Below are 24,928 nucleotides of genomic sequence, written 5' to 3'. Positions count from 1 at the left end.
CGCGGGCCTCAGCTTCTGTTCATGGTCATCTGGCGCATCAGGACTTCCTGCGTGGCCTCGGCGCGTGCGACCTCACCGGTCAGCCGGCCCTCGGCCATCGTGTAGATCCGGTCGCACATGCCGAGCAGTTCGGGCAGTTCGGAGGAGATGAAGAGCACCGCCTTGCCCTGTGCAGCGAGCCGGTCGATGACGGTGTAGATCTCGTACTTGGCGCCGACGTCGATGCCGCGGGTCGGTTCGTCGAGGATCAGCACCTCGGGGTCGGCGTGGATCCACTTGCTCAGTACGACCTTCTGCTGGTTGCCGCCGGAGAGCCGCCCCACCTGCTCGAAGACGGTGGGCGCCTTGATGTTCATCGACGTGCGGTACCGCTCGGCGACGGACCGCTCGTGATGCTCGTCGACGGCGCCCCGGCGCGTCATGCCGCGCAGCGAGGCCAGCGAGACGTTGCGGTGGATGGTGTCGATGAGGTTCAGGCCGTACTGTTTGCGGTCCTCGGTGACGTACGCGATGCCCGCGGCGATGGCGGCGGGCACCGTGGCGGTGTTCACCTCGCGGCCGCCGACCGTCACCGTGCCGCCCTCGTGGACCCCGTACGAGCGGCCGAAGACGGACATCGCCAGTTCGGTACGGCCCGCGCCCATCAGGCCCGCGATGCCGACGATCTCGCCGCGCCGGACGGACAGGGACGCGCCGTCGACGACCTTGCGGGTCCGGTCGACCGGGTGCCGCACGGTCCAGTCCCGTACGGTCAGCGCGACCTGCCCGGCGTCCTCGCCCTCGTACGCGGTGCGGTCGGGGAAGCGGTGGTCCAGGTCGCGCCCGACCATGCCGCGAATGATGCGGTCCTCGGACAGCTCCGGCGCGGCCTCCGGGGTCGTGCGGACGGGCAGCGTCTCGATGGTGCGGCCGTCGCGCAGGATCGTCACCGCGTCGGCGATCTCCCGGATCTCGTTGAGCTTGTGGGAGATGATGATGCAGGCGATGCCCTGGTCCCGCAGCTCCCGGATGAGGCTGAGCAGGGTGGCGCTGTCCTCGTCGTTCAGGGCCGCGGTGGGCTCGTCGAGAATGAGCAGCCGGACCTCCTTGGACAGCGCCTTGGCGATCTCCACGAGCTGCTGCTTGCCGACGCCGATGTCGGCGACGGGGGTCTGCGGATTCTCGCGCAGCCCGACCCGCCGGAGCAGTTTCGCGGCGCCGCTGAGCGTGGTGGGCCAGTCGATGACGCCGCGCCGGGCCTGCTCGTTGCCGAGGAAGATGTTCTCGGCGATGGACAGGAAGGGGACGAGCGCCAGCTCCTGGTGGATGATCACGATGCCGCGCCGCTCGCTGGCGTTGATGTCCTTGAAGGCCACCGGCTCGCCCGCGAAGCGGATCTCGCCCTCGTAACTGCCGTGCGGGTGGACCCCGCTGAGGACCTTCATCAGCGTGGACTTGCCCGCGCCGTTCTCGCCGCAGATCGCATGAATCTCCCCGGCCCGCACGGTCAGGTTCACCTCGGACAGGGCCGTGACCCCGGGGAAGGTCTTGGTGATACCGCGCATCTCCAGTACGGGGCGGTCCTCGTGGCCCCTCACTTGAGCTGTCCCGCGGTGAAGTAGCCCTCGTCCACGAGGAGCTGGGTGTTGGACTTGTCGACGGAGACCGGTTCGAGGAGGTAGGCGGGGACGACCTTCTTGCCGTTGTCGTAGTCCGTGGTGTTGTTGACCTTCGGCTTCTTGCCGGTGAGCAGGGCGTTGCCCATCTGCACGGCCTGCTTGGCGAGCTTGCGGGTGTCCTTGAAGACGGTCTGGGTCTGCTCGCCGCGGTTGATCGACTTCACCGAGGCCAGCTCCGCGTCCTGCCCGGTGACGACCGGCAGTTCCTTGCCCCGGTAACCGGCGCTCTTGAGCGCGGAGATGACGCCGATGGAGATCCCGTCGTACGGCGACAGCACCCCGTCGACCTTGCGGTCGCCGTAGTTCTTGCTGATCAGGTCGTCCATCCGCTTCTGCGCGGTGCCGCCGTCCCAGCGCAGCGTGGTGGCCTGGCTCATCTTCGTCTGCTTGCTGCCGACGACGAGCTGCCCGGTCTTCAGGTACGGCGTGAGGACCTTCATGGCGCCGTTCCAGAAGTACTTGGTGTTGTTGTCGTCCGGCGAGCCGGCGAACAGCTCGATGTTGTACGAGTCCCCGGAGTCCTTCTCCGGCTTCTTCAGGCCGAGCTTGTCGACCAGGTAGCGGCCCTGGAGCTCGCCGACCCGCTCGTTGTCGAAGGACGCGTAGTAGTCGACGCCGGAGGTGCCCATGATCAGCCGGTCGTAGGAGATCACGGGGATGCCGGCGTCCTGCGCGCGGCGGATCACGTCGGTGAGGGCCGAGCCGTCGATGGCGGCGACCACCAGCAGCCGATGCCCCTTGGTGATCATGTTTTCGAGCTGCGCGACCTGGTTCTCGACCTTGTCGTCGCCGTACTGGAGGTCGGTCTTGTACCCGGCCTTCCGGAACTGCTCGGCCATGTTCTTGCCGTCGGCTATCCACCGCTCGGAGGACTTGGTGGGCATCGCCAGGCCGACGGTGCCGCCCTTGCCCGCTTCGGGCTTGTAGCGGCTGCCGCCGCGGGCCTCCTGGCCGCAGGCCGTGAGTGAGCCGATGAGGAGGACGGCGGCCAGGGCGGCGGCTCGTCTGCGGGTGGGCATGGTCGGTTCCCTTCGGATGGTGGAGCGGAGCGCGTCGAGGTGCCCGACGGACGGGCGGCGATTACGGGTGCAGCAGCACCTTCCCCGCGCCCGGCCGGCCGGCGGTCTCGATCGCCTCGGCGAAGGCGTCCAGCGGCAGGCGGTGGGTGACCAGGGGCAGCAGGTCGAGCAGCCCGGCGTCGAAGGCGCGTACGGCGTGGGCCCAGGCGGCGGGCGGGGCGCCGAAGACGGTCCGCACCTCGGCCTGGCGGACCACCAGGCCGGTCGGGTCCAGGCCGGCGGCGCCCGCGGCCGGAAGGCCGGTGAGGACCAGCCGGCCGCCGCGCCGCAGCAGCCCCAGCGACGTACGGGCCGCGTCGGCCGACCCGGCGGCCTCGATCACCACGTCGAAGTCGTCGGGCAGCGGCTCGTCCGCCGTACGGAAGGACGTCGCCCCGAAGTCGAGCGCGAGCTTCTCCCGTTCCCGGCCCCTGCCGACGGCCAGCAGTTCGGCGGGCGAGGTGGCGGCGAGGAACTGTACGGCGATCATGCCGAGCGTGCCCGTGCCGACCACCGCGACCCGGTCCCCCGGCCGGGCCTCCGCCTTGAGTGCGGCGGCCGCGACGCAGGCGGCGGGCTCCAGCAGCGCGGCGGCTGTGAGGTCGGCCCCGTCGGCGAGCGGGTGCAGCAGCCGGGCGGGCAGCACGAGCGTGTCGGCCATCGCGCCGGGCCACGTGAACCCGGTCTCCTCGTACCCGGCGGTGCACAGCGTGGTCTCACCCGCGTGGCAGCGGGCGCACACCTGGCAGTTGCGGAAGCCCTCGCCGACGGTCTTCCGGCCGAGCAGGGCCTCCGGTACGCCGGCGCCCACCGCCTCCACGGTGCCGGACCACTCGTGGCCGGGGATGACCGGGTACCGCGCATAGCCGTCGGGCCGGTGGCCCTCCCACAGTTCGCGGTCGCTGCCGCAGATCCCGGAGGCGTGCACCGCGACGCGTACCTCGCCGGGCCCGGGGGCGGCCGGCGGAGCATCGGTGAGGCGGCAGGCGCCGGGCCCGTCCAGGACGAGCGCGCGGCCGGTCACCGGCCGGTCCCGGCGGGGTCGCGCTTCTCCCAGCCCTCCGCCCAGAGGTCGAAGCGGGCCTGCTGCTGCGGGAACTCGGCGGCCGCTTCGGTGTCCAGCTCGACGCCGAGGCCGGGCGCCTGGGGCAGCGCGAAGTAGCCGTCGACGACCTGCGGGGCGCCCTTGACCACCTTCTTGATCTCCGCGTCGGCGAAGTCGTTGAAGTGCTCCAGGATCTTGAAGTTGGGGGTACAGCCCGCGACCTGGAGGGAGGCGGCGGTGAGCACCGGGCCGCCGACGTTGTGCGGCGCGATCAGGGTGTAGTGGGTCTCGGCGGTGGCGGCGAGCTTGCGGGTCTCCAGGATGCCGCCGAGGTGGCCGACGTCGGGCTGGATGATGTCGGCGGCCTGCGACTCGAACAGCTCGCGGAACTCGATGCGGTCGTGGATGCGCTCGCCGGTGGCGAGGGGGATGTCGACCTTGGCGGCGACCTTCTCCAGCGCCTTGAGGTTCTCCGGCGGCACCGGCTCCTCCAGCCAGGCGGGCTTGAAGGGGGCCATCTCGTGCGCGAGCCGGACGGCGGTGGACGGGCTGAACCGGCCGTGCATCTCCAGCATCAGTTCGCGCTCGGGCCCGATGGCGTCCCGTACCGCCTCGATCAGGGAGACCGCGTACACGGTCTGCTCGTGGTCGAGTTCGAAGTGGCCGGTGCCGAACGGGTCGATCTTCAGGGCCCGGTAGCCGCGCTCGACGACCGCCTGCGCGGCCTTGTGGTACGCCTCCGGGGTGCGCTCGGTGGTGTACCAGCCGTTGGCGTAAGCCTTCACCTTGTCGGTGACCTTGCCGCCCAGCAGCTGCCAGACGGGCACGCCCAGCGCCTTGCCCTTGATGTCCCAGCAGGCCATCTCCACGCAGGCGATGCCGGACATCACGATCTCGCCGGCCCGCCCGTAGTCGCCGTACTTCATGCGGCGCACCAGGTCCTCCACGGCGAACGGGTCGGAGCCCGCGATGTGGTTGGCCTCCGCCTCGCGGAGGTAGCCCAGCAGCGCGTCGGTGTGGCCGAGCATGCGGGTCTCGCCGACGCCGGTGAGCCCCTCGTCGGTGTGGACCTGGACGTACGTCAGGTTGCGCCAGGGCGTTCCGACGACATGAGTGGTGATTCCGGTGATGCGCACGGGAAGTGCCCCTTCACGGCTCGCGGTGTCCGACTGCTTCATGTTCGAGATTTCGTCAGACGTTCGAAATGCTGCGAGACAGGTAATGCCACGACGCGAGCGGTGTCAACGGTCGCGGCACGGATTTCCCGGATACGCAGGGGTGTTGACGGCGTGACAGGGCCGGCGCCATTCTCACCGGGCGATATCCCGAGCACTGTCCGGTATTTCGAACAGCCCGTCAGGAGCGCACATGCCCACCACGGCACCCGCATCCGCCGCCGCCCGGCCCCGGCCGCGAAGACGCGGCCGGCTCGCCCTCCTCACCGGGGCGCTGGCCGTCGCGCTCGCGGCGCCCGCCCTCGCCGCTCCCCCGGCGGCGGACGTCACCGACTACACCCTGGACGTCGACCAGGGCAGCCGCGGCCCGGCGATCGACGACACCATGTACGGCGTCTTCTTCGAGGACATCAACCGGGCCGCCGACGGCGGTCTGTACGCCGAACTCCTCCAGAACCGCTCGTTCGAGTACGCCACCGCCGACAACGCCGCGTACACGCCGCTGACCTCGTGGGACACCACCGGCTCTGCGAAGGCCGTGAACGACGGCGGCCGGCTGAACGCGCGCAACCGCAGCTACCTCGCCCTGGGCGCCGGCTCCTCGGTCACCAACTCCGGCTACGGCACCGGCATCACCGTGCGCAAGGGCGAGCGGTACGACTTCTCCGTCTGGGCCCGCGCCGACCGCGCCACCGCCCTCACCGTCACCCTCCGGGACGCCGACGGCGAGCTCGCCCGGGCCCGCCGCGTCGCCGTCCGGGGTGGCTGGACCAAGTACACAACCGCGTTCACCGCGACCCGGGCGAGCACCACCGGCCGGCTGGCCGTCGCCGCCGACGGGCCGGTCGCGCTCGACATGGTCTCGCTCTTCCCTGAGGACACCTACAAGGGCCGCCCGAACGGGCTGCGCAAGGACCTCGCCGAGAAGATCGCGGCGCTCGACCCCGGCTTCGTCCGCTTCCCCGGCGGCTGCCTGGTCAACACCGGCAGCCACGAGGGGTACGACGAGGCGTCCGGTTACCAGCGCAGGCGCTCGTACCAGTGGAAGGACACCATCGGGCCGGTCGAGCAGCGCGCCACCAACGCCAACTTCTGGGGCTACAACCAGTCCTACGGCCTCGGCTACTACGAGTACTTCCAGTTCGCCGAGGACATCGGCGCCATGCCGCTGCCGGTCGTCCCGGCGCTGGTCACCGGCTGCGGCCAGAACAAGGCCACCGACGACCCGGCGCTGCTGAAGCGGCACGTCCAGGACACCCTGGACCTGATCGAGTTCGCCAACGGCCCGGTGACCTCGGAGTGGGGCAGGAAGCGCGCCGAGATGGGCCACCCGAAGCCCTTCCGCCTCACCCACCTCGAAGTGGGCAACGAGGAGAACCTCCCCGACGAGTTCTTCGCCCGCTTCAAGGAGTTCCGCGCCGCCATCGAGGCGAAGTACCCGGACATCACCGTCATCAGCAACTCCGGGCCCGACGACAGCGGCACCACCTTCGACCGCGCCTGGCGGCTCAACCGCGACGCCGGCGTCGCCATGGTCGACGAGCACTACTACAACAGCCCGCAGTGGTTCCTGGAGAACAACGCACGCTACGACTCCTACGACCGCAAGGGCCCCAAGGTCTTCCTCGGTGAGTACGCCTCCCAGGACAACCGGTTCCGCAACGCGCTGTCCGAGGCCGCGTTCATGACGGGCCTGGAACGCAACGCCGATGTCGTCAAGCTCGCCTCCTATGCCCCGCTGCTCGCGCGCACCGACTCCGTGCAGTGGCGCCCCGACATGATCTGGTTCGACGGGCAGCGGTCCTGGGGCTCGACGAGCTACGAGGTCCAGAAGCTGTTCATGAACAACACCGGCGACCGGGTCGTGCCGAGCACCGCCTCCGGCACCCCGGCCACCACCGCGCCGATCACCGGCGCCGTCGGCCTGTCCACCTGGGCCACCGCGGCCGCGTACGACGACGTGAAGGTCACCGGCGCGGACGGGAAGACGCTGTTCGGCGACGACTTCTCGGGCGGCCCCGGCAAGTGGACCGAGGCGGCCGGCCGCGGCAGCTGGCAGGTCGAGGACGGCGCGTACGTCCAGAACGACGCCGCGGCCGAGAACACCCTCGTCACCGCCGGCGACACCGGCTGGCAGAACTACGACCTGCACGTGAAGGCCACCAAGAAGGCCGGCAAGGAGGGCTTCCTCGTCGCCTTCGGCGTCCAGGACACCGGCAACCACTACTGGTGGAACCTCGGCGGCTGGGGCAACACCCGCTCCGCCGTGGAGAAGACCACCGGCGGCGCCAAGCAGACGCTGGCCGAGGACGCCACGAAGATCGAGACCGGCCGGACGTACGACATCGAGGTCAAGGTGCGCGGCCGGCAGGTGACGCTGTACCTCGACGGCAAGAAGTGGGGCGAGTTCACCGACGACGCCGAGGCCGAGCCGTTCCGCCAGGTCGTGACCGAGGACGAGAAGACCGGCGAGCTGATCGTCAAGGTCGTCAACGCACAGGACACGGCCGCCCGGACCCGGATCGACCTCGGCGCCCGGCCGGCGTCCTCGACCGCCCGCCTGACCACACTCCAGGGCGCCCCGGACGCGGAGAACACCGCCGAGGCGCAGCCGATCTCACCCCGCACCTCCACCCTGCGCGGCGTCGGCCGCCACTTCACGTACACCTTCCCGGCCGACTCGGTCACCTTCCTGCGGATCAAGAGCCGCGGCTGACGTTCCCGGGGCGGCCGCCCGACCGGCGGCCGCCCCGCCGACCCCGGAGGAGAGCCACCATGCACGCACCCACCCGAAGAGGCGTCCTGCTGGGCACGCTGGCCGTGGGCGCCGCCGCCGCGCTGCCGGGCACGGCGCACGCCGCGGCCGCCGGCCGGCACCGCCCCGCCGCCCCGTACCCCAACCCCCTCGTGCGGCAGCACGCCGACCCGCACATCCACCGCCACACCGACGGCTTCTACTACTTCACCGCGACCGTCCCGGAGTACGACCGCATCGTCCTGCGCCGCTCCCGCACCCTGCGCGGACTGACGGACGCCGCCGAGGCGGTGCTGTGGCGCAAGCACACCACCGGCGAGATGGGCGCCCACATCTGGGCCCCGGAGATCCACCACATCGACGGCCGCTGGTACATCTACTTCGCCGCGGGCTCCACCGAGGACATCTGGAAGATCCGGATGTACGTCCTGGAGAACAGCCACCCGGACCCCTTCAAGGGGACCTGGACGGAGAAGGGGCGGCTCACCACCGCCTGGGACACCTTCTCCCTCGACGCCTCCACCTTCACCCACCGCGGCGTCCGCCACCTGATCTGGGCCCAGCAGGAGCCGGGCATCGTGAACAACTCCAACCTCTACATCGCCCGGCTGCACAACCCCTGGACGCTCGGCAGCCCGCCGGTACGGCTCTCCTCCCCCACGCTGGACTGGGAGACCATCGGCTTCAAGGTCAACGAAGGGCCCTCGGTCCTCGTACGCAACGGAAGGGTCTTCCTGACGTACTCCGCCAGCGCCACCGACAGCAACTACTGCATGGGGCTGCTGACCGCCGACGCGCGCGCCGACCTGCTCGACCCGGCCTCCTGGACCAAGTCGCCGATACCGGTCTTCACCAGCAACAACACCACCGGCCAGTACGGGCCCGGGCACAACAGCTTCACGGTCGCCGAGGACGGCCGCACCGACGTCCTCGTGTACCACGCGCGGCAGTACAAGGACATCACCGGCGACCCGCTGAACGACCCCAACCGGCACACCCGCGTCCAGACCCTGGGCTGGCGCGCCGACGGCACGCCCGACTTCGGCGTGCCGGTGCCGGACACGGCCCGCTGACCGGCCCGGCCGCGGCGGCCGCGCGTGCCTGCCGCGGCCGGGTGCGGGCCGGGCGTCAGTCGCGGCGGGTGCGCAGCCCCGCGGACGCGGCCGCCGAGTGCAGCGAGCGGAGCGCCAGCAGCAGGATGCCGATGTCGTCGAGGTACACGGGGTCCGGCAGCAGGTCGACCGGGGAGACGAGGTAGAGGACGGCGCCCCAGAACACCGCCTTGTTCTGCACGGGGATACCGGCCTCGCGCAGCAGCCCGCGGGCGCGGACGAGCCGCACCAGGAGGCGTACGGCGAGGACGAGCGTCGCCAGGGCGAGCACCCCCGCGACCACCACGACGATCCACGCTTCGGTGCTCATCCCGCCTCCTCGGTCCGCCACCGCGATGCCACGCCCTCCAAGCTTGGCACTTCGGTACGGCGGACCGCGGCGCGGACGCTCAGCCGCGGCCCGGGAGGGTGGACGCGCGGACCACCAGTTCCGGCGCGAGCACGACCTGGCGGTGCTCGTGGGCCTCCGCCTGGTCGCCGGTCTCCTCGATCAACATCTCGGCCGCCGTCCGGCCCATCTGCCGGGCGGGCTGCCGTACGGAGGTGAGCGGCACGGCGGCGGCCGCGGCGAACTCGATGTCGTCGTACCCCACCAGGGCGATGTCGTCGGGGACCGCCACCCCGGCGTTGTAGAGCGCCTGGAAGGCCCCGAGGGCGAGCAGGTCGTTGGCGCAGAACACGGCGGTCGGCCGGGGCGACATGCCCAGCAGCCGGGCGGCCGCGTCCCGGCCCGCCGCCACGTCCATCCGCTCGGTCTCGATGTGCCGCAGCGCCGACTCGGGCAGGCCCGCCTCGCGCAGCGCCTGGAGTGCCCCCGTATGCCGGTCCTGGCACTGGGTCAGGAACATCGGCCCGCTGATGTAGACCAGCCCTTCGTGGCCCTGCTCGACGAGGTGCCGGGCCGCCAGCGCGCCGCCTGCCACGTCGTCCACGGAGACCGAGCAGCCCTCGGCGCTGCCGAGGACGCGGTCGACGAAGACGAGCGGGATGCCGCGCGGCCGGAACCGCGCGAGCGTGCCGCCGGTCAGGTCGGCCGGGGTGATCATCACGCCGCGTACCTGCTGCTCGGCGAAGAGGGAGAGGTAGTCGGACTCCTCGGCCGGGCTCTGGGCGCTGTTGCACAGCATCACGCCGAGCCCCGCCTTGCGCGCGGCGCGCTCCGCGCCCGCCGCGACGTCGACGAAGAAGGGGTTGGCCATGTCGAGCACGAGGAGCGCGATGATGCGGCTGCGGCCCGCGCGCAGTTGGCGCGCCGACTCGCTGCGGACGTAGCCGAGCGCCGTGATCGCCGCCTGGACCCGCTCCCTGGTCTCCCGCGCGACCATGTCGGGACGGTTGATCACATTGGAGACCGTGCCGATGGAGACGCCGGCCTGGCGTGCCACATCCTTGATACCCACCGTGTGCGCCACAGGCGCCATGCTACGCACTCCGCTTCCGGCGCTCGACGCCGACGGCCGCCGCGCCCCGTGGGGGCGAGCGCGGCGGCCGGCGGCGGTGCCCGGCCGGTCTCCCGGCCGGGCGTCGTCGGGGAGAACCTACTCGACGATCTTCAGCAGCTTGTTCGGCGTGCCCTCACCCGGGTTGGAGATCTTGTCCGGGGTGGCGCCGTCGGTCAGCGCCTTGGCGACGTCGGCGGGCTTGGCGTCCTGGTGGCCGGCCAGGTAGACCGCGGCGGCACCCACGACGTGCGGGGTGGCCATCGAGGTGCCCGAGATGGTGTTGGTGGCGTCGTCACCCTCGTTCCAGTCCGACGTGATGTCGGTGCCGGGGGCGTAGATGTCGACGACGCTGCCGTAGTTCGAGTACTCCGCCTGCTTGTCGTCCTTGTCGCTGGCGGCCACCGTGATGGCCTCCTTGACGCGGGACGGCGAGCCCTGGCCGGCGTCGGTCGACTCGTTGCCGGCCGCGACACCGAAGGTGACGCCGGCCTCGACGGCCTTCTGGACGGCCGTGTCGAGCGCCTCGTCCGCGCCGCCGCCGAGGGACATGTTGGCGACCGAGGGGCCCTTGTGGTTCTTGGTCACCCAGTCGATGCCCGCCACGACCTGCTCGGTGGTGCCGGAACCCTGGTCGTCCAGCACGCGGACGGCCACGATCTTGGCCTTCTTGGCGACGCCGTGCGCGGCACCGGCGATGGTGCCGGCGACGTGCGTGCCGTGACCGTTGCCGTCGTCGGCGTCGTCGTCGTTGTCGACCGCGTCGAACCCGGAGGACGCGCGGCCCTCGAAGTCCTTGTGCGTGGTGCGGACGCCGGTGTCGATGACGTACGCGGTGACGCCCTCACCCGCGCTGTCGGGGTAGTTGTACTTCTTGTCGCCCGCGGTGTCCTCCTGGTCGATGCGGTCCAGGCCCCACGAAGGCGGGTTGTCCTGGGTACCGTCGATGGAGAACTTCTTGTTCTGGACGACCTTGTCGACGGCCGGGTCGGCGGCGAGCCGCTTGGCCTCGGTCTCGTTCAGCCCGGTGGCGGAGAAGCCGTCGATGGCCGAGCTGTAGGTGCGCTTGACCTTGCCGCCGTACTCCGCGGCGAGGTCCTTGCTCTCCGCCGTACGGGCCTGGTCCTTGAGCATGACGATGTAGCTGCCGCTGACGGCGGACTTGGCACTCGCTCCGTAGATCTTCCCCTCTGCGGGGGAGGCGTCGGCGGTGACCGCGGTGACGGCCGCGATGCCGGTGGCGGCGACTACGGCGGTTATGCCGGTGATCAGCCGCTTCTTGCTGGAACGCTTGTGAGCCATGGCGAGGGTTCTCCTCGTTCGTGGTGTGGGGGGAAAGCGTTGCGTGATCGCCCGGTGAAACGAGAAGATCTCCTCCGCCGGGCTGGCTCGAAACCCTGACTGATTGACGCGTCCAATTCAAGGCCCCCCCGCCGGTGTGACATAGGCAACAAGCTTGCAAAATTGCAAATACCGTCACACTCGGTCAAATTGAGCACTCGACTTGACTCTGGTTGCCTCAACTCCCGTCACATTGCGGCAACATGAGGAAATAGTTACCTTCTGGGAGTGGACAAGGCTCAGCGCTGATAGCGGGCGAGCACGAGGTTGCCGTCCTCGACGAGCCGGTTCTCCAGCTCCGTCATGCCGATCGCTCCGCTGTAGTACTCCTGGAGCCCCGGCGTGGCGATCTTGTCCTTCCACTCCGGGTAGCCGCGCACGGACTGGGCCGGCGCCGCGTGGAGCGAGCCGGCCAGCGCCGTACCGGTGGCCCAGCCGTACTTCCGCACCCGCAGCCGCGGGTCCCGGAGCGCGGTCCTGCCCGTGGGCAGCATCCAGTCGCCGAGCGCCAGGCGCGCCATGTTGGCGGGCTCCAGCAGGAAGGCGATGAAGGCCATCGCCGCTTCCTTCCGCGGACAGTCCGCGGCGATCGAGAGCGTCTGCGGGCTCACGCCCTGGGCCGGCGCGCCGTCCGCCGGCGCCGGGAGCACCGTCCAGTCGAACCCCTCGGGGGCCTGCTGCACGATCTGCTGCCGGTACGAGAACCCGAGCGGCACCATCGCGTACCGCCCCGCGAAGAAGCCGGGGAGCGTGTCCGAGCCGCCCATGCCCAGCGTGGTGCGTGCCGCGCTGCCGTCGACGTTCACCTGGTCGTGAATGGTCCGCGGGACGACCTGGTCGGCGGCGTCGAACCGGACCTCGGCCCGGCCGTCGGCCCGGCGGTGGAAGAGCCGGCCGCCGGTGGAGAGCGCGAGGTTGAGGGTGGCCGACACCGGTTCCTTCAGCGGCCAGGCCACTCCGTAGCGGCGGTCCTTGGTGCGGCCCCCGTCCCGTCCTCCGGTGCGGCCCCCGGCACGGCTTTCGGCCCGGCCCCCGGTGCGGCTCAGCTTCTCGGCCGCCGCCCGGAACTCCGCCCAGCTCCAGGGCTCCTCCGGCGTGGGGACGCGCACCCCGGGAGCGGCGCGCAGCAGCTCCCGGTTGGCGATCAGGACACGCGGCTCCTGGAGGAACGGCACGCCGTACACCCGCCCGTCGAACGTGCCGGTCCGCCAGCTGTGCCGCGGGATGTCGGCGGCGAGCCGGTCGGGCAGCAGGCCGGTGAGGTCGGCGAGGTTGCCGCCGTACGCGAAGTCCGCGAGGTCGTCGGCGGCGTCGTGGATGATGTCGGGCGCCTCACCGCCCTCGAAGGCGGTCAGCAGCTGGTCGTGCACGGTGGGCCAGGCGCCCTGCACGTACTCGACGCGGGTACGCGGGTGCCGCCGGTTCCACTCCTCGACCAGCGCCTTGTTGGCCGCCACGGACTCCGCCTGCCAGGCCAGCGACTGGAACCGCAGCGGCCGCCGCGCCGCCGCGTCTCCCCCACCGGAACACCCGGCGAGCAGGGCCCCCGCGCCGACGCTCCCCAGGGAGGCGGCCCCCACGGAGGCGGCGGCGCTCAGGAAGGTACGCCGGCGCATCGGGGCGCGGGCGGGCGCGACGGCGACCGTCGTGGGCACGGCAGCGGCCGTCGTGGGCGCGGGCATCAGTGCTTCACCGCCCCGGCGAGCATGCCGCCCGTGATGCGGCGCTGAATCACCGCGAAGAGGACCAGCCCGGGCAGGGTGGCGAGGAGCGCGGCGGCCGCGAGCGGGCCGAGGTCGGCGACGCCCTCGGCGCCGAGGAAGTGCGTGAGCACGACCGGCATCGTCTGTTTCTCCGGCGACTTGAGCAGCACGAGCGCGAAGAAGAACTCGTTCCACGCGGTGATGAAGGCGAACAGCCCGGTGGCGACGATCCCCGGCACGAGGAGCGGTGCGGTCACGGACACGAGGGTGCGGACCCGGCCCGCCCCGTCCACGGCCGCCGCCTCCTCCAGTTCGGCCGGCACGGCCCGTACGTAGCCGGTGAGCATCCACAGCGCGAACGGCAGCGACCACACGAGGTACACGAGGGTGAGCCCGCCGAGCGAGTCCACCAGGCCCACCGCCTTCAGCAGCAGGAACAGCGGAATGATGACCAGGACCAGCGGGAACGCCTGGCTGACCACCACCCATCCGGTCGCCGCCCGCGCCGTGCGGGTGCGGAAGCGTGCGAGGACGTACGCCATCGGCGTGGCCACCACGACGGACAGCACCGCGGCCCCGGCCGCCGCGAGCAGGCTGTTGGCGGCGGAGCGCAGCAGCGGCTGCTCGGCGAAGGCGGCCCGGAAGTTGCCGAGGGTGGGGTCGTGCGGGATCCAGCTGGGGTCGATGCTGCCCAGCTCGCGCGGCGGCTTGAAGGCCGTCGACACCAGCCACAGGAAGGGCACCAGCAGGAAGATCAGATAGCCGAGCAGAGCGAGGTACTGCCCCGTACGGGTCGCGGCGGTACGCCTGCGACGGACGTTCATCGGCCGTCCTCTGCGACGGGCGGTCATCGGCCGTCCTCCTCGGTCCGCAGCCGGCCCGCCAGGTAGACGGCCAGCAGGACGGCGATGACGGCGACCATGGCGAGCCCCATCGCCGCCGCGTACCCGAACTGCCCGTACCGGAACGCCTCCTCGTACGCGAACAGCATCGGCAGCCGGGTGCGTCCGCCGGGACCGCCGTCCGTCAGCACGAAGACCAGCGCGAACGAGTTGAAGTTCCAGATGAAGTTCAGCGCGGTGATGGCCAGCGCCACCGGACGCAGCGCGGGCCAGGTGACCGTACGGAACCGCCGCCAGGCGCCCGCGCCGTCCATGGCCGCCGCCTCGTGCAGCTCACGCGGCACGTTCTGCAGGCCGGCCAGCAGCGGCACGGTGGTCTGCGGCAGACCGGCCCACACGCCGACGACGATGACGGCGGGCAGCGCGGTCGCCAGGCCGCTCAGCCAGTCGTGGCTGCCGAACCCGAAGGTGCGCAGCGTGTCGTTCAGCACGCCCGCGTCCGGGTGGTACACCAGCCGCCACATGATGCCGACCACGACCTCGGGCATCGCCCACGGCACGATGGCCAGTGCCCGGGCCAGCCAGCGCAGCCGCAGCTTCTCGTTGAGCAGCAGGGCGAGGCCCAGCGCGAGGAAGAACTGCGGGACGGTGACGCCCACCGCCCAGACCAGCCCGATCCGGAAGGACTCCCAGAACAGCGTGTCCTGCAGCAGGTCGCTGAAGTTCAGCAGCCCCACCCAGCGGGTGGGTTCGGTACGCCCCGACTGCGCGTCCGTGAAGGCCAGCGACACTCCGTACAGGAGCGGGCCGACGCTCAGCACGAGGATCGGTATCAGCGCGGGCAGCACGAGGAACCACACGCCGTGGTCACGGCGCGGTCCCGCACCGGCCGGTCGGCGGGCGGACCGCCGTGGCGCGGTCACGAGGGTCACGGCGGGGGCTCCTTGGCGCGGCTCGGTCCGAAACGTCCGGTACATCCGATACGGAACGGCCGCGCGCGCCCGTACACGCGGACAGCCGACGTCATAGTCGTAACCCCCCGCGACGCCGTCAACCCGTCGCGGGGGCGGGCGAGGAGCGGGGAGCGGTGTGAAGCGGGGGGGGGCGAGGCCGCCTGGGGCGGGGGCGCGTGGCCCGGCGGGGGTGGGTTGTCGGAACCGGGGGGCGGAGTCGTCCTGGGCGGGCGAGGACCGGAGCCGTCCGGAGCGGGCGGGGTCGGAGGCCGTCCCAGGTGGTGCGTGGCCCGTCGCGGGTGGGTTGTCGGACCCGCCTGAGAGACTGGGGGTGATCGAGACACCGGAGCGGTCGGAGCACCGGGGTGCTCACGGAGCGCAGGAGGCAGCAGCATGACCGAGGCGAGCGGCGGAGCCGGTTCCGTACCGGGCACGCCCTTCACGGAGGCGCGCGCACGGGACGTGCTGGCCGCGGCCGGACGACCGGACGCCGCGGCGGACGCCAAGCTGCTCGCCCTCGGCGAGAACGCCGTCTTCGCTCTCGGCGACACCGGCCCCGTGATCCGGGTGGGCCGCAGCGCCGAACTGCTCGCCCGCGCCGAGCGCGAGCTGCGGGTGGCCCGCTGGCTGGCGGAGTCGGACGTGCCGGCGGTGCGTGCCGCCGAGCCCGAGGCGAGGCTGGTGGAAGGCCATCCCGTCACCTTCTGGGAGCGGCTGCCCGAGGCGATACGTCCCGCCGGACCCGCCGACCTCGCCGAGCTGCTGCGGCGGGTGCACGCCCTGCCCGAGCCGCCGTTCGAGCTGCCCCGGCGGGAGCTGCTGGGCGGCGTGGAGCGCTGGCTGCGGCTGGCGGGGGACGCGGTGTCGCGGGAGGACGCGGAGTACCTGCGCGGCCGCCGGGACGCGTTCGCCGCCGCGGCGACGGCCCTGGAGCCGCACCTGCCGCGCGGCCCCATCCACGGGGACGCGCTGCCGCGGAACGTCCATGTCGGCCCCGACGGCCCGGTCCTGGTCGACCTGGAGACCTTCTCCCGCGACCTGCGCGAGCACGACCTCGTGGTCATGGCCCTCAGCCGCGACCGGTACGGCCTGGGTGCCGAGGCGTACGACACCTTCGTACGGGCCTACGGCTGGGACGTACGGGACTGGGAGGGCTGTGCCGTACTGCGCGGCTCCCGCGAGACGGCGAGCTGCGCCTGGGTCTCCCAGCACGCCCCGGGCAACCCCGCGGCCCTGAAGGAGTTCCGCAGCCGCATCGCCTCCCTCCGCGAGGGCGACGCCTCGGTGCGCTGGTACCCCTTCTGACACCCCGCCGGAGCGAGGCGGTATCCCGGCCCCGGTGGAGCGGGGCGGTACCGCGGCCCGGGCGGGGCGACCCGGTGCCGCGAACCGGGCGGAGCGGCGCGGTGCCGCGGCCCGGGCGGAGCGGCGCCGTACCGCTGCCCGGGCGGAGCGGCGCCGTACCGGGATTTATTCGGTACCGCCCGCGCCCTCCCACGGACTAACGTCCCGCCCCATGCCCGACACCACGCCTCCCGTGCGTCCCACACCGCCCGCGAACGCGGCACAGCCGGCACCCGCGAACGCGGCACAGCCGACGTCCGGGGCCGACGACGGGCCGCCGCGGCTCACCCGGCTCGACTTCCACGGGCCACTGTCCGAGGAACGCGCCGGGCGGATGGTCCAGCGGCTCGCCGCCGCCCGGCCGGCCACCGTGCTGGACATCGGCTGCGGCTGGGGCGAGTTCATGCTGCGGGTGCTCGACGCCACGCCCGGCGCCACCGGACTCGGCATCGACCTCGCCGCTGACGACCTCGCCAGGGGCCGGGCCAACGCCGCGGCCCGCGGACTCGCCGACCGCGTGGAGTTCGCCGAGGAGTCCGGGCACGGTACGGCCAGGGGCCCCGCCGACCTCGTCCTGTGCCTCGGCGCCGGCCACGCCGTGAGCGGCCCCGAGTCACCGCACAACTTCCGCACCGTACTGCGCGAACTGCGCCGCCTCGTCGCTCCCGGCGGTCGGGTCCTGTACGGCGAAGGCTTCTGGCAGCGCCCGCCGGCCACGGCGGAACTGGCGCGGATGTGGCCGGGCGCCACCGCCGAGGAGCACGTGAGCCTGGCGGAACTGGTCGACCTCGCCGTCGACGCCGGTTTCCGCCCGGCCTGGGTGGAGACGGCGAACAGCGACGAGTGGGAGACGTTCGAGTCGGGCTACCGCAGCGACGTGGAGGAATGGCTGGCCACTCATCCCGACCACCCGCTGGCCCCCGAGACCCGCGAACGCGCCGACACGCACCGTGAATCCTGGCTCAGCGGCTACCGTGACCTCCTCGGCATCGCCTACCTGACCCTGGTCCCGACCGAGCCCTCACCCCACCCGTAACGCATCTCTCCTTTCCCCTCCCCCTCGCCCGCCCTCCCCTCCACCACCTCCGCCTCACCCCCGCTCGTCCTCTCGTTCCTCCCGTCCTCTCGTCCTCTCCTCTGGAGTCATCGATGGCCGTTCGCCGAGTCGTGCCCAATGTCCCCTCCGAGGCGATGGAGGAGAGCCGGGATTTCTACGGGCTGCTGGGCTTCGAGGAGGTCATGAACCTGGGGTGGATCACGACGCTCGCCTCCCCTTCCCAGCCGGCCGCACAGGTCAGCTTCATGACGGCCGACCGGACGGCGCCGGTCGTCCCCGACATGAGCGTGGAGGTGGAGGACGTGGACGCGGCCTACGCGGCGATGCGGGAGCGGGGCGCGGAGATCGTCCACCCGTTGCAGGACGAGGAGTGGGGCGTACGGCGCTTCTTCGTCCGCGACCCCAACGGCAAGGTGGTCAACGTGCTGAGCCACCGCCACTGACGCCCGCCCCCACGCGCGCCGCGCCTCACCCCCGCGGTATCAGCGGCCAGGCCGGCTCCACGTGGGCCGCGGGGTTGCTCGTACGGCGCAAGTAGCGCTGGAAGGAGGCGGCCTGGTCCGCCGCCGCCTTGCGCTGGAGGGCATGCAGCGCGGGCAGTGTGAGCCCGGCGACCTCCGGGTGCTTGGCGCCTATTCGGCGCGCCACGCCGACCGCGGCCACGGCGTCCGCCCCCGCTTCGTGCGCCGCTTCCAGCGCCACGCCATAATGCGCACACAGCGCCTGGAGGGTGCGCTTCCCCTTCCGGTAGGTGTCGAGGTGCTTGTCGAGGACGAGCGGGTCGACGACCGGCGCCGGGTCCGTGCCGAGCCGGTCGGACAGCGGCTCCACGCCGTGCCGCCGGCACTCGCGGTCCAGCAGCGAGAGGTCGTACCGGGCGTTCATCACCACGAGCGGGAGGCCCGCGCCCAGTGCGGCGGCGAGCGCATCGGTGATCTCCGCCAGGCCCGCGGCGGCCGGACGGCCGTGGTGCCGCACGTAGTCGGTGGAGAAGCCGTGGATGGCCGAGGCCTCGGACGGTATCGGCACGCCCGGGTCGAGGACCCAGCTCAGTGCCGGTGCCGCCGCTCCCGCCCCGTCGAGCCGGATGACGGCGGCGGTGACGACCCGGTCGGTCTCGACGTCGGTGCCCGTGGTCTCCAGGTCGAAGCCGACCAGTGGTTCCTTGTGCCAGCTCATGCGGCCTCCTTCGGTGGTGCGTCCCCCGTGTCGCACGCGATCGTCCGCCCGTGTCGTACGGCTGCGATCCCGTGTTCCCTCACTCTCCCACGCACCACTGACAACGCCGCCGGATCCCCTCGCCGGGTCCCGCCCCGCCTCGCCGGCACGCGCCTCCCGCCGCCGTCACCGCATCCCACAACCGCCCGGCGCTCCCCGCCCCCGGCCCGTAGGGTCTCCGGCATGGATCTTCAACTGGCCGGACGGCGCGCGGTGGTGACGGGGAGCAGCGGCGGCATCGGGGCGGCGGTCGCCGGGATGCTGGCGGCGGAGGGCTGCGACGTGCTGGTGCACGGGCGGAACGCCGACGCCGCCGCCGAGGTCGCGCGCCGGGTGACGGACCACGGCGTCCGCGCCGACGTGGTGCTCGGCGACCTCGGTGAGCCGGGCGGCGTGGAGCGGGTGGCCACCGCGGCGCGCGACTTCGGGGCGCACGTCCTGGTCAACAACGCCGGGCCGTTCGTGGAGCACGACTGGGACTCCGTACGGCCCGAAGACTGGCGGACGGCGTTCGAGGGGAACGTGTTCTCCGCTGCCCGGCTCACCCAGACGCTGCTGCCCTCGCTGCGCGCGCACGGCTGGGGCCGAGTGATCAACATCGGCACCCGGGCGGTGCGGACCCCGCTGCCCAACATGGTCGAGTACTCCGCCGCCAAGGCCGCCGTGGTGAACATGACGACCAGCCTGGCCGGGCACCTGGCCGGCACGGGGGTCACGGCGAACTGCGTCAGCCCCGGCGTCATCGAAACGCCCTCGATGCGCCGGATGTTCGAGGAGCGCGACGAGACCGCAGCGGACGCGGCGGCCAGGTACGCGCCCAATCCCGTGGGGCGGCTGGGGCGCGCCGAGGACATCGCGGGCGCGGTGCTGTACCTCGCGAGCCCCCTGGCCGACTACGTCAACGGCATCGAGCTGCGGGTGGACGGCGGCATCACGGGCACGCCCTGAGCGGGAGCCCGGCCCCCGGAGGGGCCCCGCCCCGCCCCGGGTCAGGACACCGGCCGCGCGTCCGCCCATACGCTCTCGAACTCCTCGCGGTACACCTCGAAGAGCCCGTGGTCGCTCTCCCGGCCGTCCTCGTGGCGCACGACCTCCCGGCCGCCGCCGCGCAGCACCAGGACCGGCACCTCCATGCCGCGGCTCTTGCGGAGGTAGGACTGCACGACGGCGATGCCGCCCGGCCCGTCGCCGTCGACGAGGTACGCCGTGAAGCGCGGGGTCTCGTCGAAGACCTGGATCTCGAACGCGCCGGGGTCGCGCAGCCGGGCCCGTACCCGCCGCATGTGCATGATGTTCATCTCGATCGACCGGCTCATCTCGCCCTTCTTCAGGCCCAGCTCCCGCTCGCGGCGGCGGACCGCGCTGCTGGCCGGGTTGAGGAAGAGCAGCCGTACGCGGCAGCCGGACTCGGCGAGCCGGACCAGCCGGCGGCCGGAGTAGTTCTGGACGAGCAGGTTCAGGCCGATGCCGACGGCGTCGAGGCGGCGCGCCCCGCCGAAAAGGTCCTCGGCGGGCAGCTGGCGCTGGAGGCGTACCCGGTCGGAGTGGACGCCCACGACGTCGGCGTAGCGGTCGCCCACGAGGTCCTCGACCGCGTCGATGGGCAGCCGCCCGGCCGTACGGGTGCCGATGCCGGAGCCCAGTATCTCCAGGAGGCGCGCGGAGGCGCGTTCGGCCTGGGCGAGCACCGTCTCGGAGAGCGCGCGGTTGCGGGAGACGATGTTGCGGGCCACCTCCAGCTCGTCCAGCCCCAGCTCGACGTCGCGCCGGTCGTCGAAGTACGGCTCGAAGCAGGGCCAGTGCTGGACCATCAGCTCGCGCAGCTGCGGAAGGGTGAGGAAGCTGATGATGTTGTCGTCGGCCGGGTCGAGGAGGTAGCCCTTGCGGCGGCTGACCTCGCGTACGGCGACGGCGCGCTGCACCCACTCCTGGCCGGCGGGCCCGGCCGCCGCGACCACCCATTCGTCGCCGTGCACCGGCTCGTAGATGGGGCGCAGCACCGCCGCGACCACGGCACGGAGCCGCTGTTCGACCAGATTCAGCCAGATGTAGGCACGCCCGGCGCGTCTGGCGCGGGTGCGTACCTCGCTCCAGGCCTCGGCGTCCCATTCCAGCTCCGCCCCGATCTCCAGGGGGCGTGCGAGGGACACCGCGCCGGGCGGTGCGTCGATGGAGCCGCCCTCATGACCATCGTCACCAGGAGGCAACTCCAACCCGCCCGAGCTCACCTGTACACCGCCTTCCGAACCTCCGTGCCAACGATCAAGGCACCCTACTGCGGGTCCGGGAGAGGGTGCAGCCGGATGCGCCGACTCTTCCACCAACTCCCCTTATTCGCCGTGCCCGTTGTGTCCGGAAAGGGAAGCGGGCGTGAGCGGAGTCATAGTCGTGCGGCGGGGAGCCGCACGGGAGTCCCGGCGGACTCTCCCCTCGTCACGCACCTCGTCGGGGGTACGGAGGGGTTCCGGAGACCGCCGGGAACGAGGCCGAAAATGATTGCTCAGGAGTCGCGACACGCCCAGGAAGCACCTTCCAGCGCATTATGTCGCTATACATCGTGATTACGGTCGGACACCTGATCGTTCCCCCGGTCGGAGGACCCTCATTCGCGGCAGGTTGCCTGACTTTCGGCGAAGATCTCGCGAACGTCCCACTGTTTGGCGCTCATCGGGGAAGAATTCCGGTTCGGTCCGCGGTCGTCAGTCCGTCGCGGCGCCCCTCTAGGAAGTGGAAGAGTCGACGCATGCAGGTCTGGCCGGGACAGGCGTATCCGCTAGGTGCCACGTACGACGGTGCGGGCACCAATTTCGCGGTGTTCTCCGAGGCGGCACAACGTATCGAGCTGTGTCTGCTGCACGACGACGGTTCGGAGACGGCCGTCGAGCTCCGCGAGTCCGATGCCTTCGTCCGTCACGCTTATCTGCCCGGCATCATGCCGGGGCAGCGGTACGGCTTCCGGGCGCACGGCCCGTACGAGCCGGCACAGGGTCTCCGCTGCAATTCCGCGAAACTGCTGCTGGACCCCTACGCCAGGGCGGTCAGCGGCAGCATCGACTGGGACGAGGCGGTCTACGGCTACCACTTCGGGAAGCCGGACAGCCGGAACGACCTGGACTCGGCGCCGCACACGATGGCGTCGGTCGTCGTCAATCCGTACTTCGACTGGGGTGACGACCGCCCGCCGCGTACGGACTACCACGAGACCGTGATGTACGAGGCGCACGTCAAGGGCCTCACGATGCTGCACCCCGAGCTCCCCCAGGAGCTGCGCGGTACGTACGCGGCGCTGGCGCATCCCGTGATCATCGATCACCTGCGCGAGCTGGGCGTCACGGCCCTGGAGCTGATGCCCGTACACCAGTTCGTCAATGACCACCGCCTGGTGGACGAGGGGCTGGCGAACTACTGGGGTTACAACACCATCGGCTTCTTCGCGCCGCACAACGCGTACGCCTCGTGGGGCGACCGCGGCCAGCAGGTGCTGGAGTTCAAGTCGGCGGTGCGCGCGCTGCACCAGGCGGGCATCGAGGTCATCCTCGACGTGGTCTACAACCACACCGCCGAGGGCAACCACATGGGGCCGACACTGTCCTTCAGGGGGCTGGACAACCCGTCGTACTACCGCCTCACGGACGACCCGCGGTACTACATGGACACCACGGGCACCGGCAACAGCCTCTTGATGCGCAGCCCGCACGTACTCCAGCTGATCATGGACTCGCTGCGCTACTGGGTGACCGAGATGCGGGTGGACGGCTTCCGCTTCGATCTCGCGGCGACGCTGGCCCGGCAGTTCCACGAGGTCGACCGGCTGTCGTCCTTCTTCGACCTGGTGCAGCAGGACCCGGTGGTCAGCCAGGTGAAGCTGATCGCGGAGCCCTGGGACGTCGGCGAGGGCGGCTATCAGGTGGGCAACTTCCCGCCGCTGTGGACGGAGTGGAACGGCAAGTACCGCGACACCGTGCGCGACCTCTGGCGCGGCGAGCCCCGCGCGCTCGCGGAGTTCGGGTCCCGCCTGACGGGCTCCTCCGACCTGTATCAGGGCGACGGGCGCCGGCCGCTGGCCTCCGTCAACTTCGTGACCTGCCACGACGGCTTCACCCTGCACGACCTCGTGTCGTACAACGACAAGCACAACGAGGCCAACGGCGAGGACAACCGGGACGGCGAGAGCTTCAACCGGTCCTGGAACTGCGGCGCCGAGGGCGAGACGGACGACCCCGAGGTGCTCGAACTGCGGGCCCGGCAGATCCGCAACTTCATCGCCACCCTGATGTTCTCGCAGGGCGTGCCGATGCTCAGTCACGGGGACGAGTTCGGCCGCACCCAGCAGGGCAACAACAACGCCTACTGCCAGGACAACGAGCTGGCGTGGGTGCACTGGCCCGAGGCGGGCGAGGACGGCGGGGGCAAGGAGCCCCTGGAACTGCTGGAGTTCGTGCGCCAGATGGTGTGGCTGCGGCGCGACCACCCGGTGTTCCGGCGCCGCCGCTTCTTCCACGGGCGGCCCATGGAGGGCACGCACGACGAGCTGTCGGACATCGCGTGGTTCACGGCCGAGGGCGAGGAGATGAAGCAGCGCGACTGGCAGGCGGCGCACGCCAAGTCGCTGATGGTCTTCCTCAACGGCAGCGCGATCTCCGAGCCGGGCAAGCGCGGGGAACGGATCTCCGACGACTCCTTCCTGCTGCTCTTCAACGCGCACGGCGAGGAGAAGGAGTTCACCGTGCCGATCGACCACGGGCGGCAGTGGCAGGCCGTGGTCGACACCGCGACCCCGAAGGCGGTCGCCGAGGGCGGCCCGAAGGTGCGCGCCGGGGACACGCTCACGCTGGTGGGACGGAGTCTGATGGTGCTCCAGCGGCCCGCCTGACGGGGGCCGCGTCCGCTCCGGTGCCCCGCCCGGCGCCTCCGTACGGGGGCGCGGCGGGCCGGGTGCGGAAGCGGACGGTCAGCGCGAGGCACAGCACGAGGACGGCGGCGGCGACCGCCACGGCGAAGGCGGCGGCCGGGCCGTAGGACTCCGCCAGCCGCCCGGACAGGGCCAGTGCGAGGGCCTGTCCGCCGACGACCGAGCTGGTCAGGAAGGCCATCGACTCGGCCATCCGGCGGGCGGGGACCAGCCGTTCGGTGAGCGCGAAGATCGTGATGAGGTGCGGCGCGAAGGCCACCCCGAGCACCACGACCACCGCGTACAGCGCTCCGAGGGAGCCGACGAAGAGCAGCGGTACGGAGAGCACGGTCAGGCCCACGGCGGCGGCCCGCCAGCGGGCCGGCAGGCCGACGCGGGCCGGGACGAGGACCAGCGACAGGCCGGCCACGGCGCTCATGACGCCCATGGCGGCGTAGACCAGGCCCGCGTGGCCGGGAGCGCCGAGCCGCTCGGTGAGCGCGGTGATGCCGGCCTGCGAGGCGCCGAACATGGCGCCCTGCAGGGCCATGGAGACGCGCAGGACGTGCGCGGCCCGCGGGATGCCGGGCCGGTCCCGCCGGGCCGCCCTGCGGCGTTCTCGGGCCTCGGCGTGTCGCTGCCGCCGGGAGAGCGGCCGGCCGGGGTGCGCGGTACGGCCGTACGCCGTGGGCGCGTCCACCGCCCGGGCCCCGGGGGCCGTCAGCCGCGCCGTCGGGTGCAGCGCGAACGCCGAGCCGCAGCCGGCCAGGAGCAGCGCCGCCAGCCCCAGCGCGGCGGCGGGGTGGGCGGCCGACGCGGCGACGCCCACGAGGGCGGGGCCCAGCACGAAGGACACTTCGTCCAGCGTGCCCTCCCAGGAAAGCGCGGCGTTCACCGTGCGCTCGTCGGCGCCGCTCCGCCGTACGAGCGCGACCATCCGGGTCCGGGCGAGCGGCCCCACCTGGGGGACGGTCAGTCCGGCGAGCAGCCCCAGGAAGGCCAGCGGAAGCATGGCCAGGTGGGACAACGCGGCGAGCACGAGGGCGGCGACGGCGAGGGCGTTGGCCCAGCAGGCCGCCAGGACCACCGGGCGCTGGCCGTGCCGGTCGGCGAGCCGGCCGATGAGCGGCCCGGCCACCGTCTGCCCGGCGGCCAGCGCGCCGCCGGCCACGCCCGCGGTCGCCAGACTGCCGCTGGTCTCGGCGACCAGCAGGACGCTGCCGAGCTGGCACATGGCGGTGGGCAGCCGGCCGAGGAAGGAGACGGCGGGCAGCACCGGGCCACTGGTGGCGAGCACGGTGCGGTAGGTGGCCAGGGCAGCGGTCATCGCACGACGC

At 72.0% G+C, this 24,928-nt stretch carries 20 protein-coding genes; 7 read left to right on the top strand and 13 right to left on the bottom strand.

Annotated features, from left to right (window positions below):
* Positions 1-8 precede the first annotated feature (8 nt).
* From mmsA to ABZ840_RS31535, 4 genes are all read right to left on the bottom strand, one after another.
* Entirely contained in the window at positions 9-1,544 is a 1,536-nt protein-coding gene (gene mmsA / locus ABZ840_RS31550; RefSeq protein WP_361565545.1) for a multiple monosaccharide ABC transporter ATP-binding protein, read from the bottom strand.
* Between the two features lie 29 nt (positions 1,545-1,573).
* On the bottom strand, positions 1,574-2,677 hold the full coding sequence (gene chvE / locus ABZ840_RS31545; RefSeq protein WP_361565379.1) for a multiple monosaccharide ABC transporter substrate-binding protein: 1,104 nt from the start codon (positions 2,675-2,677) through the stop codon (positions 1,574-1,576).
* A 61-nt stretch (positions 2,678-2,738) separates the two neighbouring features.
* Positions 2,739-3,740 (bottom strand): alcohol dehydrogenase catalytic domain-containing protein, encoded by a 1,002-nt coding sequence (locus tag ABZ840_RS31540; RefSeq protein ID WP_361565376.1) that lies wholly within the window; start codon positions 3,738-3,740, stop codon positions 2,739-2,741.
* Complete coding sequence (locus ABZ840_RS31535) at positions 3,737-4,897, bottom strand: mandelate racemase/muconate lactonizing enzyme family protein (RefSeq protein ID WP_361565374.1); 1,161 nt, start codon at positions 4,895-4,897, stop codon at positions 3,737-3,739. Before ABZ840_RS31535 ends, ABZ840_RS31540 begins: the two co-directional genes overlap by 4 nt.
* Before the next feature lie 232 nt (positions 4,898-5,129).
* On the opposite strand from ABZ840_RS31535, the gene ABZ840_RS31530 reads away from it, so the two are divergent.
* Both ABZ840_RS31530 and ABZ840_RS31525 read left to right on the top strand, forming a co-directional pair.
* Positions 5,130-7,652 (top strand): alpha-L-arabinofuranosidase C-terminal domain-containing protein, encoded by a 2,523-nt coding sequence (locus ABZ840_RS31530; RefSeq protein ID WP_361565371.1) that lies wholly within the window; start codon positions 5,130-5,132, stop codon positions 7,650-7,652.
* A gap of 59 nt (positions 7,653-7,711) precedes the next feature.
* Positions 7,712-8,764, top strand: coding sequence for a glycoside hydrolase family 43 protein (locus tag ABZ840_RS31525; protein WP_361565368.1), 1,053 nt, complete (start codon positions 7,712-7,714; stop codon positions 8,762-8,764).
* Between the two features lie 55 nt (positions 8,765-8,819).
* Here ABZ840_RS31525 and ABZ840_RS31520 read toward each other — a convergent pair whose 3' ends face one another.
* The 6 genes from ABZ840_RS31520 to ABZ840_RS31495 all read right to left on the bottom strand — a co-directional run bounded on the left by ABZ840_RS31520 (position 8,820) and on the right by ABZ840_RS31495 (position 15,060).
* A complete protein-coding gene (locus tag ABZ840_RS31520; RefSeq protein ID WP_361565365.1) occupies positions 8,820-9,113 on the bottom strand; it encodes a YkvA family protein in 294 nt (97 codons plus the stop codon).
* A gap of 79 nt (positions 9,114-9,192) precedes the next feature.
* A complete protein-coding gene (locus ABZ840_RS31515) occupies positions 9,193-10,224 on the bottom strand; it encodes a LacI family DNA-binding transcriptional regulator (RefSeq protein ID WP_361565363.1) in 1,032 nt (343 codons plus the stop codon).
* 117 nt (positions 10,225-10,341) lie between these two features.
* Positions 10,342-11,544: a S8 family serine peptidase gene (locus ABZ840_RS31510; protein WP_361565361.1), complete on the bottom strand. Its 1,203-nt coding sequence runs from the start codon at positions 11,542-11,544 to the stop codon at positions 10,342-10,344.
* Between the two features lie 278 nt (positions 11,545-11,822).
* Positions 11,823-13,199, bottom strand: a complete 1,377-nt coding sequence (locus tag ABZ840_RS31505) for an extracellular solute-binding protein (protein WP_361565543.1) — start codon at positions 13,197-13,199, stop codon at positions 11,823-11,825.
* Positions 13,200-13,264: 65 nt separating this feature from the next.
* On the bottom strand, positions 13,265-14,110 hold the full coding sequence (locus tag ABZ840_RS31500) for a carbohydrate ABC transporter permease (RefSeq protein WP_361565358.1): 846 nt from the start codon (positions 14,108-14,110) through the stop codon (positions 13,265-13,267).
* Positions 14,111-14,133: 23 nt separating this feature from the next.
* A complete protein-coding gene (locus ABZ840_RS31495) occupies positions 14,134-15,060 on the bottom strand; it encodes a sugar ABC transporter permease (protein WP_361565356.1) in 927 nt (308 codons plus the stop codon).
* Positions 15,061-15,474: 414 nt separating this feature from the next.
* Between ABZ840_RS31495 and ABZ840_RS31490 the strand changes: the two genes are divergently transcribed.
* From ABZ840_RS31490 to ABZ840_RS31480, 3 genes are all read left to right on the top strand, one after another.
* Positions 15,475-16,386: an aminoglycoside phosphotransferase family protein gene (locus tag ABZ840_RS31490; protein ID WP_361565354.1), complete on the top strand. Its 912-nt coding sequence runs from the start codon at positions 15,475-15,477 to the stop codon at positions 16,384-16,386.
* A 211-nt stretch (positions 16,387-16,597) separates the two neighbouring features.
* On the top strand, positions 16,598-17,461 hold the full coding sequence (locus ABZ840_RS31485; RefSeq protein WP_361565351.1) for a class I SAM-dependent methyltransferase: 864 nt from the start codon (positions 16,598-16,600) through the stop codon (positions 17,459-17,461).
* A 113-nt stretch (positions 17,462-17,574) separates the two neighbouring features.
* The gene (locus tag ABZ840_RS31480) at positions 17,575-17,925 is read left to right on the top strand and encodes a VOC family protein (protein WP_361565348.1); all 351 of its coding nucleotides are present in this window, start codon (positions 17,575-17,577) and stop codon (positions 17,923-17,925) included.
* Between the two features lie 25 nt (positions 17,926-17,950).
* Here ABZ840_RS31480 and ABZ840_RS31475 read toward each other — a convergent pair whose 3' ends face one another.
* Complete coding sequence (locus ABZ840_RS31475; protein ID WP_361565345.1) at positions 17,951-18,661, bottom strand: exonuclease domain-containing protein; 711 nt, start codon at positions 18,659-18,661, stop codon at positions 17,951-17,953.
* A gap of 222 nt (positions 18,662-18,883) precedes the next feature.
* Here ABZ840_RS31475 and ABZ840_RS31470 point away from each other — a divergent pair, with 222 nt between their 5' ends.
* A complete protein-coding gene (locus ABZ840_RS31470; RefSeq protein ID WP_361565342.1) occupies positions 18,884-19,648 on the top strand; it encodes an SDR family NAD(P)-dependent oxidoreductase in 765 nt (254 codons plus the stop codon).
* Between the two features lie 41 nt (positions 19,649-19,689).
* Here the strand turns inward: ABZ840_RS31470 and ABZ840_RS31465 are convergent, their stop codons facing one another.
* Entirely contained in the window at positions 19,690-20,928 is a 1,239-nt protein-coding gene (locus tag ABZ840_RS31465) for an SAV2148 family HEPN domain-containing protein (RefSeq protein WP_361565340.1), read from the bottom strand.
* Between the two features lie 515 nt (positions 20,929-21,443).
* Between ABZ840_RS31465 and glgX the strand changes: the two genes are divergently transcribed.
* Positions 21,444-23,573 (top strand): glycogen debranching protein GlgX, encoded by a 2,130-nt coding sequence (glgX, locus tag ABZ840_RS31460; RefSeq protein ID WP_361565337.1) that lies wholly within the window; start codon positions 21,444-21,446, stop codon positions 23,571-23,573.
* Here the strand turns inward: glgX and ABZ840_RS31455 are convergent.
* On the bottom strand, positions 23,527-24,918 hold the full coding sequence (locus ABZ840_RS31455) for an MFS transporter (RefSeq protein WP_361565334.1): 1,392 nt from the start codon (positions 24,916-24,918) through the stop codon (positions 23,527-23,529). The genes glgX and ABZ840_RS31455 overlap by 47 nt on opposite strands.
* Positions 24,919-24,928: the final 10 nt, after the last annotated feature.

Origin of the sequence: Streptomyces sp. NPDC047117 (assembly GCF_040643545.1) — a bacterium.
In the GTDB taxonomy this organism is placed as follows: Bacteria; Actinomycetota; Actinomycetes; order Streptomycetales; family Streptomycetaceae; genus Streptomyces.
Note: the sequence above shows the minus strand (reverse complement) of the source record. Positions and strands in the feature narration are given on the sequence as shown.